The organism is Bradyrhizobium sp. dw_78, from assembly GCF_018449525.1.
GTDB lineage: Bacteria > Pseudomonadota > Alphaproteobacteria > Rhizobiales > Xanthobacteraceae > Bradyrhizobium.
This window is the reverse complement of the sequence record NZ_JAAVUS010000002.1, coordinates 169,538-182,557: the sequence shown is the minus strand read 5'-3', so window position 1 is coordinate 182,557 and position 13,020 is coordinate 169,538. Positions and strand designations below refer to the sequence as shown.

Annotated in this window: 13 protein-coding genes; 4 read left to right on the top strand and 9 right to left on the bottom strand. The window is 62.9% G+C overall.

The annotated features are described in order from the left end of the window. Window positions 1–408: 408 nt before the first annotated feature. The gene (locus HB630_RS06810) at window positions 409–1,029 is read right to left on the bottom strand and encodes a helix-turn-helix domain-containing protein (RefSeq protein WP_346656045.1); all 621 of its coding nucleotides are present in this window, start codon (window positions 1,027–1,029) and stop codon (window positions 409–411) included. Between the two features lie 111 nt (window positions 1,030–1,140). Here HB630_RS06810 and HB630_RS06805 point away from each other — a divergent pair, with 111 nt between their 5' ends. The 4 genes from HB630_RS06805 (at window position 1,141) to HB630_RS06790 (ending at window position 3,791) form a co-directional block, all read left to right on the top strand. Beyond that, window positions 1,141–2,172 carry an aldo/keto reductase gene (locus HB630_RS06805; protein WP_213771096.1) on the top strand — a complete coding sequence of 344 codons (1,032 nt, stop codon included), beginning with the start codon at window positions 1,141–1,143 and terminating at the stop codon, window positions 2,170–2,172. 173 nt (window positions 2,173–2,345) lie between these two features. After that, a complete protein-coding gene (locus HB630_RS06800; protein ID WP_213771094.1) occupies window positions 2,346–2,723 on the top strand; it encodes a nuclear transport factor 2 family protein in 378 nt (125 codons plus the stop codon). A 201-nt stretch (window positions 2,724–2,924) separates the two neighbouring features. Beyond that, window positions 2,925–3,500 carry an HdeD family acid-resistance protein gene (locus tag HB630_RS06795; protein WP_213771091.1) on the top strand — a complete coding sequence of 192 codons (576 nt, stop codon included), beginning with the start codon at window positions 2,925–2,927 and terminating at the stop codon, window positions 3,498–3,500. A gap of 57 nt (window positions 3,501–3,557) precedes the next feature. Further along, the gene (locus HB630_RS06790; protein ID WP_213771089.1) at window positions 3,558–3,791 is read left to right on the top strand and encodes a lipopolysaccharide assembly protein LapA domain-containing protein; all 234 of its coding nucleotides are present in this window, start codon (window positions 3,558–3,560) and stop codon (window positions 3,789–3,791) included. 239 nt (window positions 3,792–4,030) lie between these two features. Here the strand turns inward: HB630_RS06790 and HB630_RS06785 are convergent, their stop codons facing one another. The 8 genes from HB630_RS06785 to HB630_RS06750 all read right to left on the bottom strand — a co-directional run bounded on the left by HB630_RS06785 (window position 4,031) and on the right by HB630_RS06750 (window position 13,001). Then, entirely contained in the window at window positions 4,031–5,005 is a 975-nt protein-coding gene (locus tag HB630_RS06785) for a zinc-binding dehydrogenase (protein ID WP_213771086.1), read from the bottom strand. Between the two features lie 196 nt (window positions 5,006–5,201). Beyond that, window positions 5,202–6,218 carry a 2-dehydropantoate 2-reductase gene (locus HB630_RS06780; protein ID WP_213771084.1) on the bottom strand — a complete coding sequence of 339 codons (1,017 nt, stop codon included), beginning with the start codon at window positions 6,216–6,218 and terminating at the stop codon, window positions 5,202–5,204. A gap of 133 nt (window positions 6,219–6,351) precedes the next feature. Continuing rightward, on the bottom strand, window positions 6,352–6,852 hold the full coding sequence (locus tag HB630_RS06775) for a CBS domain-containing protein (RefSeq protein ID WP_213771081.1): 501 nt from the start codon (window positions 6,850–6,852) through the stop codon (window positions 6,352–6,354). Window positions 6,853–7,134: 282 nt separating this feature from the next. Continuing rightward, on the bottom strand, window positions 7,135–8,448 hold the full coding sequence (gene oxlT / locus HB630_RS06770) for an oxalate/formate MFS antiporter (RefSeq protein ID WP_213771078.1): 1,314 nt from the start codon (window positions 8,446–8,448) through the stop codon (window positions 7,135–7,137). A 242-nt stretch (window positions 8,449–8,690) separates the two neighbouring features. Next, window positions 8,691–8,828, bottom strand: coding sequence for a hypothetical protein (locus HB630_RS06765; protein WP_213771075.1), 138 nt, complete (start codon window positions 8,826–8,828; stop codon window positions 8,691–8,693). Between the two features lie 213 nt (window positions 8,829–9,041). Next, entirely contained in the window at window positions 9,042–10,319 is a 1,278-nt protein-coding gene (frc, locus tag HB630_RS06760; RefSeq protein WP_213771073.1) for a formyl-CoA transferase, read from the bottom strand. 155 nt (window positions 10,320–10,474) lie between these two features. Continuing rightward, window positions 10,475–12,214 (bottom strand): oxalyl-CoA decarboxylase, encoded by a 1,740-nt coding sequence (gene oxc / locus HB630_RS06755; protein ID WP_213771071.1) that lies wholly within the window; start codon window positions 12,212–12,214, stop codon window positions 10,475–10,477. A gap of 94 nt (window positions 12,215–12,308) precedes the next feature. After that, window positions 12,309–13,001, bottom strand: coding sequence for a GntR family transcriptional regulator (locus HB630_RS06750; RefSeq protein ID WP_213771897.1), 693 nt, complete (start codon window positions 12,999–13,001; stop codon window positions 12,309–12,311). Window positions 13,002–13,020 lie beyond the last annotated feature (19 nt).

Below are 13,020 nucleotides of genomic sequence, written 5' to 3'. Positions count from 1 at the left end.
CCCCAACGTTCGTGACGATGGCCAACGCCCCTCTCACGGGGCGGGACGGCGGGGGAGGTAGATTTGATTTGGGGCGGCAGGGAAGGGGAATGTTTTTGCAAGAGGGACTGGACAGGGCAAATCAGATTGAATCGCTTCAACAAAGCAGGTGGTTCGCGCTTATGGGTTCAGCTCGCTGACCAGCGCGTAGGGCGGATTAGCGAAGCGTAATCCGCCATCTATCGCGGTGGCGTGTTACGTTATGCACCCAGACAATGCTTCTATGGTGTTGCGTGTGAAGTAAGTTGTCGAATGGCAGCAATGGCGGATTATGCCTTCGGCTCAATCCGCCCCACGGGCTGCGTGCGCATCCGGCGGTATCGCCCGGCGCGGTCCGCGAGCCAACGGACTCCTGTTAGGCAGGCGTATTCACCGACGGTTCGCGCCATAGCGGAGCCCGTCGACGAGGAGGGCGATCATGCGCTCCGCCCGGCCGGGGCCAGCATTGTGGGCTGACATGCACAGGCTCGTCACCGCGCCCAGAAGGTCGTCGGCATCGACATCGGCGCGGATCTCGCCGGCGGTGGCCGCGGCTTCGAGAAGTGTGCGAAGGGCGGGCCGGAGTCGCTGGTCGAAATAACCCGGTAAGGTATCGTATGCCGAATCTCCCGAGTGCAGCGCCTTGGCGAGCCCACGTTTGGCTGCAATGAAGGCCGCATAGCGCTGCATCCATCGCGCCAGCGCCTCGCCTGGCTTGTGTTCGGCAGCCAAAACCGGAGCGGCGTCCGCGCAGGCATCGATTTCCCGACGGAGAACGGCGGCGATCAGGTCGGCGCGTTGCGGAAAGTGACGGTAAATCGTCCCGATGCCGACGCCGGCCTTCTCGGCGATCTCCCGCATCGGCGCGTCCACGCCGGAGGTTGCGAACACCGCCAGGGCCGTCTGCAGCAACGTGTCGATGTTGCGCCGGGCGTCGGCGCGGACGCGCCGATCGGCGCTCCCTCGAGGCTCCAGGCCATCACCGTGTTCGTCCGCTTTGCCGCGCACCACATTCCTCTTGATAAACGGAACGTCGTTCCGTATAAGCGGAGGGACGTTCCGTTTATACTCTATAACGCAACGAAGCGGTGTCGGCCACATCGATGCTCAGAGGAGACGACAATGCAGTATCGCGCGTTGGGACGAACCGGCATCAAGGTCAGCCCCTATTGCCTGGGCGCGATGATGTTCGGCGGGATCGGCAATCCCGATCACGACGATTGCATCCGCATCATCCATAAGGCGTTGGACTCCGGCATCAACTTCATCGACACCGCCGACCGCTACAGTGCCGGCGAGTCCGAAGAGATCGTCGGCAAGGCCCTCAAGGGGCGGCGCGACAGAATCGTGCTCGCAACCAAAGTGTACGGGCCGATGGGCGAGGATCCCAACCAGCAGGGCACGTCGCGGCGCTGGATCATGCAGGAGGTGGACAATTCGCTGCGCCGCCTGCAGACCGACTACATCGACCTTTACCAGATCCATCGGCCAGCGCCGGACACCGACATCGAAGAGACCTTGTCGGCGCTCACCGATCTGATGCGCGCAGGCAAGGTTCGCGCGATCGGCTCCTCGACCTTTCCGGTGTCGGAGATCGTCGAAGCGCAATGGGTTGCCGAGCGGCGCGGGCTGGCGCGTTTCCGGACCGAGCAACCGCCGTACTCGATCCTCGATCGCGGTATCGAATTCGACATGCTGCCCACCTGCGAGCGCTACGGCATGGGCGTCCTGGTCTGGAGTCCGCTGTCGAAGGGGATGCTCACGGGCCGCTACCGCAAGGGGCGACCGCTGCCCGACAGCCTGCGGGTGAAATACTTCCCCAGGCAGATGTCGGACGAGCGCAGTCTGGAGGCGATCGAGCAGCTCATTCCGTTGGCGGAACAGGCGGGGCTCTCTCTCACCCACATGGCGATGGCCTTCGTGATGGCTCACCCGGGCGTGACCTCGGCCATTCTTGGGCCGCGCACGATGCAGCATCTCGACGATCTGCTCGCTGGCGCCGAGGCTCGTCTCAGTGACGACGTGCTGGACCGGATCGATCAGATCGTCCGGCCCGGAACCGATGTTGGATTGAATGAGGCCGCCTACAAGCCGCCGGCGATCCTGAAGGCCGATCTGCGCCGCCGGCCCACCACTGAGCGCGCCGCCGCGTAGATCCAAAACAGCACTGCCCTGAAGCCACGCAATTCCTGGGATTGCCGGGCGGAACAGTAGCTGTTCGAAGCAGATGACGATGCAGGACAAACCCATCGCCCCGGTCACCGGGGCAATCAGTCGGAGCTGCAACCATGACTCGTTCCAAGCCCATATTTCCGGAACTCTTCGACATGCTCAAACGCGTGCTCGGCGAACACGTCGATCAGAATGCGAAGGATTTTTTGGATCTGATGGCGGAAGACGCTGTGATGGAGTTTCCATTCGCGCGGCCCGGCCGACCGAAGAAGGTGAGCGGGCATGCGGACCTGACGGCTTATCTTGAGCCGCTCGCGGATATTCTCGTCATCGAATCCTTCACAGATCCGGTGGTGCATTGGACGCTGAATCCCAAAATTGTCATCCTGGAATTCAGCATCACCGGACACAGCCGCAGCAATGGGCAGCCCTACAACCAGAGCTACGTCGAAATTATCACGCTGGAGGGCGGGAAGATCAAAAACATCCGGGATTACTGGAATCCGCTGCTGACCCAATCGCTGTCGGCGTGAAGACTACTGCTTGCACTCCGCCCCCGCGCGAGCGAGCCCATTTGATTAGAATCGTCAGCACTGCCGACCTAATTCAACAACCGAAAGCCGAAATCGCGGAAATAGCGATTGTCGGCGGGACACCTTCTCCGATAGTCTGGCCTTGCTCATCTGCTGTCTCGCAGATGCACGTCGGATAGGTTTTCGTGGTGGAGGACCGTCATGACACACGCTTCAGATGCCCTGAATCATCTTCAATCCGGTTCCGATACAGCGCCGCTGCGCGCCAAGTGGGGCTGGATCGTCGCGCTCGGCGTCGTCTATCTGATCGTCGGGTTGATCGCGCTCGGCAGCGTTGCGATGGCTACCGTTGCCAGTGTCTTCGTTGTCGGCGTGATGATGATCATCGCCGGGGTCGCCGAAGTATTCAGCGCCTTCCAGATCAAGAGCTGGGGCAGGTTCCTGCTCTGGGCGCTGCTCGGCGTGCTCTACATCATCGCCGGCTTCGTCACATTCGAGAATCCGCTGCTCGCCGCCGCGGTGCTCACTCTCGTTCTCGGTGCGTCGCTGGTGGCCTCGGGCGTGCTTCGGATTGTGCTGGCCTTCAGCATGAAGCGGGAAACGCCCTGGGTCTTGGTGCTGCTGTCGGCCGTGATCACGCTGCTGCTCGGCCTCCTGATTTTGGCGCACTGGCCGGTGTCGAGTCTCTATGTCCTCGGCCTGTTCCTCGGCATCGATCTCGTCGTGGCCGGCGCGGGCTGGATCGGACTCGGCCTGGGCCTGCGCCGCGTTGCCTGAGGCATCGCCGGCGAAGCCACGCCACGCGCCGGCTTGACCGACGATAAGGAGGCGCCGATGCGCTGGGTGTATCTCGCCGTCATCATTGTGGTCGCGGCCGCGACCATCATCTTCGTGCTGCAGAACTTCGAGATCGTCACGATTTCCTTCCTCGGCTCCAATGCCCGCGTCCCGCTGGCGCTGCTGGTCGCCGTCGCCTATCTGCTCGGGGCGGCAACGGGCGGCAGCCTGTTTGCGCTGCTGCGCCGGTCATACGCGCGGTCGAGACGAAGCGTGATGGGCGCGACCTGAATCAGACGTCGTTTGGGTCCGGCTTCGCTAGCCCGTTCTACGTCCCGACATCGTTCGTCATTCGGGGATGGTCCGTAGGACCAGACCTCAGATGCGGAATTGTGCATCGGGGAATCTCGAGATTCCGGGTTCGATGCTGCGCATCGCCCCGGAATGACGACGGTACTTGATGGTTACTGCGATTCACGATCGCTGTAATTCTGACGGTGAGCGATCCGCGAAGCGCGGCAGGCGCGCCGCTAAAACCTCACCACAATCTTGCCGAGATGCTGGTTGGCTTCCATCCGCTCGAAAGCCTTGCCGATATCGTCGAAGGCAAACACCTTGTCGATCGGCAGTTTCAACTGGCGGCTTTCCACCGCCGGCCAGATGTCGTTGCGCACGTTGCTGAAGATCTCGCGGATCTCTTCGATCGAGCGGGTGCGGAAGGTGACGCCGATATAGCTGATCCGGCGCGCGGCATGCAGGTCGAAGTTGAAATCGGCATGGGTGCCGCCGAGGCGGCCGACATTGACGATGCGGCCCTTGATTTTGGTGGCGGCGAGATTCTGGTTCGCGACCGGGCCTGAGACCTGGTCGACGATGAGGTCGACGCCTTCGCCGGAGGTCGCGTCGAGCACCTGCTTGACCCAGCCGGGATCGCTGGAATCGATGGCCAGATCGGCGCCGAATTCCTTCAGCCGCTCGCGCCTGACAGCATTGGTCGAGGAGCCGATTACGAGCTTGGCGCCCTTGAGCTTTGCGATCTGCATCGCCATCAGGCCGACGCCGGAACTGGCGCCCTGGATCAGCACGGATTGGCCGGGCTGCAAGCCGCCAATAGTGACCACCGCGTTGTGCATGGTGGTGAGCGCGATCGGGAGGGTGGCCGCTTCCTCGAAATTCATGTTGGCGTCGGGCGGGATGCGGAACAGCCGGCCGTGATCGGCCAGCGTATATTCGGCGAAGGCCGCGCCGCCCGAGCCCATTACCCGGTCGCCGGGCTTGACGCCCTTGGCGTCGGGGCCGAGTTCGGCGACTTCGCCCGCCCATTCCATTCCGAGCACGGCGCCGACCCCGCCGGCGCTGCCGTGGACATGGCCCTTGGTCATGCCGAGGTCGGCGCGGTTGAGGCCGCAGCCGCGCACGCGAACCAGCACCTGCGCGCCCTTCGGCGACGGCTTGGCGATGTCGGTGATTTCGGCGCCGTTGGCGCCGTAGACATAGGCTTTCATCGGTTCATTCCCGCTGGCTCGGTAAGGGCTTGTTTTGCAGCTTTAAGCTTCATGCGGAAGACAAGCGCAAGCGGGTAACCGACTCCAACTCAGTCCGGTGAACCGTGCTTCGATCCTCGTCCGCTCATTCGGGGCGGAGGATGACGCCAGGGCCGGGAAAAGTCTACCGAGGGGAGGGACGGCCCTGCCGCCGCCCTCATGCGAAAGCCTGAGCTTTTGCTGCGGCGAGGGGGGCGGTTTCGTAGAGACCGGCGAGTTTCGCGCGTTGGGCCACCAGCGCCAGCACCGCATCGAGCGCCGGCGTCGGAATGCCGGTCAGGCGGCCCATTTCCTGGACCACCGACACCAGCGGGTCGATCTCCATCGGCCGTCCGCGCTCGAGATCCTGCAGCATCGAGGTCTTGTGGGCGCCGACCTTGCGCGCGCCTTCGATCCGCCGTTCGACATCGACGCGGAATTTGACCCCAAACGTTTCGGCGATCGTCTGCGTCTCCAGCATGATCGCTTTCGACAGCGCGCGCGTCGCCGGGTCCGAGCAGATCACGTCGAGCGTGGCGCAGGTCAGTGCGCTGATCGGGTTGAGGCAGACATTGCCCCACAGCTTGAGCCAGATTTCGTCGCGGATGCGGTCCAGTACCGGCGCCTGCATGCCGGCCGCGGCGAACAGTTTTGCAAGCTGCTCGACGTCCGCGGTGATCTCGCCGGAGGGCTCGCCCAGCGGGAAGCGATCGCCATGGACATGGCGGATCACGCCGGGCGCCTCGATCTCGGTCGCGGGATAGACGATGCAGCCGATGGCGCGCTCCGGGCCGAGTTCCCGCCACTGCCGTCCGCCGGGGTCGATGCTCTCCAGCATCGTGCCTTCGTAGCGGCCGCCATGCTTGTGGAAATACCAATAGGGGATGCCATTGACCGCGGTGACGATGCGGGTGCGGGGGCCGAGCAGGGGCTGCATCTGGGCCAGTACGCCGGTGATCGAATGGGCCTTCAGGCAGATGATGACGAAATCCTGCAGACCGAGTTCGGCCGGATTGTCGGTGCAGCGCGGCCGCACCACATGCTCTTCGCCGCCGATCAAAAGCCTGAGCCCGTTTTCGCGCATCGCCGCCAGATGCGCGCCGCGCGCGACCATGCTGACATCGGCCTGCGTCCGCGCCAGCTCGACCCCGAGATAGCCGCCGATCGCACCGGCGCCGTAGATGCAGACCTTCATGGCATACCCCAACGAAATGGCTGAGATTTTCAGGCAAGACCCTGCTGGCCTGCCTTTGCGTGATTTCTCAAGGCAGGGAGATACGCGACGGCGGAAATGGATTTTCAGGCCGGAACGGCCGAGCGCGATAACTTCAGGCTAAATCGCCATCGCGCTGTATCTTATCGTTTGAGCACGATCTTTTCGGAAAGACCGGCGCCCATTTTTCCGGATCATGCTCCAACGCTTCCGTCCTGGCCTCGTCGAAGGCGGTCGCGAGATCGCTGATGCTGATGACGCCGACCAGGCTGTAATTGTCGATCACCGGCAGATGACGGATCTGGTTCCTGTTCATGAGATGGCGAGCATGTTCGAGCGTGTCGTTCGAACTGCAGGAGACCAGTTGCTGCACCGAGATCAGTTGCGAGACCTTGAGGTTGGCGCCGGCCGCGCCGTGTACGGCGATGGCGCGCACCACGTCGCGCTCGGTGAACATGCCGGCGGCGGTGTTACCCTCGGTCCGCACCACATCCTTGACCACCAGCGCGCTGATGTCGCTGGCGCGCATCAGCTGGGCGGCGATGGCGACGGTCTCGTTCATTCGAACCGTCGCGACGCGGGCGGTCTTGTTGCGCAGGATGTCTCCGACTTGCATCGCAACCTCCTTCAGGTCCAGCCACAGACTGTCTTCTTGATATCGATATTTGTGGTATACATTATTCCAATTGTCAATCAGGTTATGTGGAAATCGGGAGCCACCATTTCGGAATAAAGCGACAGTACCATTGACGTTTTGGTGCTGCGGCTGCGCCGGTCTCGATGTTTGCTGGCTGTTGAATAGGGCAAAAATGGATTTTGGTATTTTGTATTCCAATTCGGACGAGCAAAAAAAAAGAGGCGCACCGCGATGCGCCTCTTTCGTTACATGATGCGGTGATCAGGCCGGTCTGACATCCCGCGCATGTGCTTCCGCCGGCGCTTCGGCGCCGAGGATGAAGGCGCGGCGCATCGGCTTGATCACCAACAGCGCCATCAGCGCCGCGGTGGCGTTGAGCGCGACGGCCACGACGAACACCGCCTGCCAGCCGAAATTGCTGGCGATGATGCTCGCGAGCGGCACCAGCAGCGAGGCGGTGCCTTTTGCGGTGTACAGCATGCCGTTATTGGTGGTGGCGAACTTGACGCCGAATGTATCGCCTGATGTCGCCGGGAACAGGCTGTAGATCTCGCCAAACACGCCGAAATACACCGCGGTCGCCAGCACGAACACCACCGGGATGTGACCGTAGACCGACAGCGTCAGCAGCATCAGCGCCGCCGTGCCGAACGCGATGAACATGGTGTGCTCGCGGCCGATCGTGTCGGACACCCATCCGAAGAATGGGCGGCCGAAACCGTCGAAGATGCGGTCGAGCGAGATCGCAAATGTCAGCGCCGCCATCTGGAAGCCCAGCAGCCCAACGGGTTCGTCGGCGATCTTGAAGTCGTGCGCGATCGGCGCGATCTGCGCCGCCGCCATCAGGCCGCCGGCGGCGACCATCACGAACACCAGATACATCACCCAGAATATCGGGCTGCGCAGCACCTGCGGCGGGGTGAAGTCGATCCTGGTTTGCGGCAAATGGAGCTGCTTGCGTTTCGGCGGCATCGTCCGCGACGGCTTGCGCAGGAAAAAGGCGAGGATGAAGACAATCACGCCCTGTCCGATTCCGAACAGGAAAAACGCCTGCTGATAGCCGTGTGCGGCGATCATGTTGGCGATCGGCACCACGGTGATCGCGGCGCCCGCGCCGAAGCCGGCGGCGGTCGCCCCGGCGGCGAGGCCGCGGCGATCGGGAAACCATTTCAGCGCGTTGCCGACGCAGGTGCCGTAGACCGAGCCGGCGCCGATGCCGCCGAGGATCGCGGCGATATAAAGCAGCACCAGCGAGTTGGCGTAAGAGTTCAGCACCCAGGCGAGGGCGATCATCACCCCGCCGAACATGATGACGGTCCGCGGGCCGTATTTGTCGACGAACCAGGCTTCGACCGGGACCAGCCAGGTCTCCGTCACCACGAACAGCGTGAAGGCGAGCTGGATCGCGGCGCGACCCCAATGGTACTTGGCGTCGATCGGATCGACGAACAGCGTCCAGCCATATTGCAGATTTGCGATCATCGCCATGCAGACGATGCCCATCGCGAGTTGCAACCAGCGGAAGTAGGGGCTTTCGGATGTCGAGGGGACAGCAGGCTGTGCGGTGGCGGTCATGATTCCTCCCGAGGTACGCTTCTGTTTGATGCGAGCGTTACCGGTGCGGCATATTGGTATGCGATATGCCAGGGTGCAAGCCCCTTCTTCTGCCCACTATGTCGCATTCCAAAGCAGGCGAGCCGCGGGCCGACCGAGCTTCCTGCCATAAAAAAAGCCCCGGAAAACCGGGGCTGTCAGTCGGGAGGATTATTTCGCAGTGCGATCGGCGGGCTGGCAAAGCGCCCCGTCCGGACCTCCAATCAGAGGCCGAAATACGGCACGTCGCCGTTGCGGGCGGCGATCTCGGCGTTGATCATCAACACCCGATCGATCGAGGCCAGCAGGCGGCCGAACAGGGTGGTTGCGGGAGCAAGGCCAACGGAGGCGGTTTTGGACATGTTTGTCCCCTTTGATGTCGGACGGGCAGTCGCTCGCTGCGTTCGGGGCATAAACTATGTATACCAGATGCCAGACGCAACCTATTTTTCTGCATAGCAGCATTTATTTCTTTGCGATGCAGCAAAATGACCCGATCCGAAAACCAGATGCACCCCATGCAAAGGCCGCCGGAAACCGGCGGCCTTTGAAAATCCTCCGGGAAATGAAGCGGTCTATTCCGCCGCCTGCTTGCGCGGCGGATCGAGCGCGCCGGAATCGTGGATCTCGGCGACCTGATGATCGCTGAAGCCGAGCACCTGGCGCAGGATTTCATCGGTATGTTCGCCGAGCAGCGGCGAGCGCTTCACTTCGGTCGGGCTGTCCGACAGCTTGATGGGGTTGCCGACCGACAGATACTTGCCGCGGGTGGGATGATCGACCTCGACCACGGTGCCGGTGGCGCGCAGCGACTGGTCTTCCGCCAGTTCCTTCATTGACAGGATCGGGCCGCACGGAATGTCCTGCTTGTTGAGGATGTCCATCGCCTCGAACTTGGTCTTGGTCATGGTCCACAATTCGATCCGCGCGAAGATCTCGTTGAGGCGCGACAGCCGGGCCGGCGGCTTGGCGTAGTCGGGATGGGTCTTCCAGCCGGGCTCGCCGATGACGTCGCAGATCTTTTCCCAGACCGGCGCCTGGGTGATGAAATAGATGTAGGCGTTGGGATCGGTCTCCCAGCCCTTGCACTTCAGGATGCGGCCGGGCTGGCCGCCGCCGGAATCGTTGCCGGCGCGCGGCACTGCGTCGCCGAACGGAATGCCTTCGCCGAACTGGCTGTATTCCTTGAGCGGGCCGTGTACGAGGCGCTGCTGGTCGCGCAGCTTGACGCGTGACAGGTTGAGCACGCCGTCCTGCATCGCCGCGGTCACTTTTTGGCCCTGGCCGGTCATGGTGCGCTGGTAAAGCGCGGTGACGATGCCGAGCGCCAGATGCAGGCCGGTACCGCTGTCGCCGATCTGCGCGCCGGTGACGAGCGGAAGTCCGTCGCGGAAACCGGTGGTCGAGGCGGCGCCGCCGGTGCATTGCGCGACATTCTCATAGACCTTGCAGTCCTCGTAGGGGCCGGGGCCGAAACCCTTGATCGAGGCCACGATCATCTTCGGGTTGATGCTGTGGATCTTCTCCCACGGGAAACCCATGCGGTCGAGCACGCCGGGGCCGAAATTCTCCACCAGCACGTCGCATTGCTTGATCAGTTCGGTGAGGACTTCCTTGCCCTTGGGGTTCTTGGTGTCGAGCGTGATCGAGCGTTTATTGTGGTTGAGCATGGTGAAATACAGGCTGTCGGCATTCGGCACGTCCTGCAACTGGCCGCGCGTGATGTCGCCGACGCCGGGGCGCTCGACCTTGATCACGTCGGCGCCGAACCACGCCAGCAATTGCGTGCAGGTCGGTCCCGACTGGACGTGGGTGAAATCGAGAATGCGAACGCCCTTCAGCGCCTTTGTCATCTGTCCTCTCCTTTAAAAACTGCTGTCGTCATGCCCGCGAATGCGTGCATCCAGCCATCGCCATCGATTCAGCCGGGCACAGCCTTGGTCCCGTGGCAAGTCGGTGGCGACTGGATTCCCCGCTTGCGCGGGGAATGACGCTGTTGGTTGCCTGTTCACTTCTTTTTCAAAACGCTTTGCGGATTGAGATTGCCGATGCGGCCGCTTTCGGAGCCGGCGGCGGGATCGATCACCGCGTTGATCAAGGTCGGCTTGCCGGAATCCATCGCCTCGTTGACGGCGCGCTTCAATTCGTCCGGCGTCGTGGCGTTGACGCCGACGCCCCCGAAGGCCTCCATCATCTTGTCGTAGCGGGAATCCTTGACGAACACCGTGGTCGCGACATCCGAACTCCCGGAGGGATTGACGTCGGTGCCGCGATAGATGCCGTTGTTGTTGAAGATCACGACGCAGACCGGCAGATCGTAGCGGCAGATGGTCTCGACCTCCATGCCGGAGAAGCCGAAGGCGCTGTCACCCTCGACCGCGAGCACCGGCTTGCCGGTTTCGATCGCCGCCGCGATGGCAAAGCCCATGCCGATGCCCATCACGCCCCAGGTGCCGACATCGAGCCGCTTGCGCGGCTGGTACATGTCGATGACGCCGCGCGCGAGATCGAGCGTGTTGGCGCCTTCGTTGACCAGGATGGCGTCCGGCCGCTCCTTGATGATGGTCCGGAGCGCGCCGAGCGCGCCGTGATAGTCCATCGGCGACTTGTTGTTCATCAGCCGCGGCGCCATCTTGGCGATGTTTTCGTCCCGCTTCGTGCTGACCGTCTTCATCCAGTCGGCCGGCGCGGCTGGCCAGTTGCCGCCCATGGCTGACAGCAGCGCCGCGACACAGGAGCCGATATCGCCGACCACGGGCGCGACGATCTCGACGTTGGAATCCATTTCCTTCGGCTCGATGTCGATCTGGATGAACTTCTTCGGAGCATCACCCCAAGTCTTGCCCTTGCCGTGCGACAACAGCCAGTTGAGGCGGGCACCGATCAGCATCACCACGTCGGCTTCCTTCAGCACGGTCGAGCGCGCCGCGCCCGCGCATTGCGGATGCAGATCGGGCAACAGGCCCTTGGCCATGCTCATGGGCAGGAACGGAACGCCGCTCTTCTCGACGAAGGCGCGGATATCGTCATCGGCCTGCGCATAGGCCGCGCCCTTGCCGAGGATGATGAGGGGGCGTTTCGCGCTCTTGAGAACGTCGAGCGCGCGCTTGACCGCGGCAGGGGCGGGGATCTGCGCGGGCGCGGCGTCGATCACCTTGACCAGCGATTTGGCGCCGGCCTCGGCGTTCATCACCTGTCCGAACAGCTTGGCGGGCAGGTCGAGATAGACGCCGCCCGGACGTCCCGACACCGCGGCGCGGATGGCGCGGGCGAGGCCGATGCCGATATCGGCAGCGTGCAGCACGCGGAACGCCGCCTTGCAGAGCGGTTTCGCGATCGCGAGCTGGTCCATCTCCTCGTAGTCGCCCTGTTGCAGGTCGACGATTTCGCGCTCGGACGAGCCCGAGATCAGGATCATCGGGAAGCAATTGGTGGTGGCGTTGGCGAGCGCGGTGAGGCCGTTGAGGAAGCCGGGCGCCGAGACCGTCAGGCAGATGCCGGGCTTCCTGGTCAGGAAACCGGCGATCGCCGCGGCATTGCCGGCGTTCTGCTCGTGGCGGAACGAGATGACGCGAATGCCCGCGGCCTGCGCCATACGGCCGAAATCGGTGATCGGAATGCCGGGCACGCCATAGATGGTCTTGACGTCGTTGAGCTTGAGCGCATCGATGACGAGATGAAAGCCGTCAGTCAGTGCCTGTTCCGCGTCGGCTGTCTTTGGTTCGATGCTCTGTAGTGTTGCGGACATTCCGCTGTCTCCCTGTCGTTTCTTGATCCGGATGGCGAAGAAGTCTTCGTGGTCCGGCGTCGAGGCTGTATTCGGTTAAAGAGGCTGGGTCCGGTTAAAAAAGATCCTGGCCGTGGGCTTCCACATAGGCGGCGAGACCGAGCGTGTGATCGCGCGCGCGCTTCTCCGCAAGCTCGGTGTCGCGCGCTTCGAGGGCGTCGATCATGGCCATATGTTCGGGCAGCGATACCGCCGTGCGGTCGGTGCGGCCGATGGTCAACTGCCGGTAGCCGCGCACATGCAGCAGGATGTCGTTGGTCATGTCGACCAGCACCGGCGACTCGCTGAGCGAGATCAGGGCCTGGTGGAAGGCGATATTGGCCTTTGAATATTCGTCGACGTGATCCTGCGGCAGGCGGTCCGGGCCGAAATCCTTGAAGAAGTCGCGCAGCGCCGAAATGTCCTTCTTGCGCGCGATCGTCGTGATCAGGCGCGCGGCCATGCTTTCCAGCGCCGCCCAGGCCCGGATCATGTCGACGATCTCGCTCTTGGTGCGGCGGACCACGATGATGCCGCGGCGCGGCACGGTTTTGACGAAGCCATCCTGCTCCAGCATCGCGATCGCCTCGCGGATAGGGGTCCGGCTGACGCCGAGGCGCTCCGACAGAGCGCGTTCGTCGAGCATCACCGGTTCGGGCGTCGCATAGATATCCATCTTGAGGATGGCTTCTTTCAGCGCCTCATAGGCCTTGTTCTTGAAGCTGGTCTCCGGCGCGATCCGGACAATTGCAATCTCTGCCTCGGCCATGGTGGGCGCCGCCTTGATC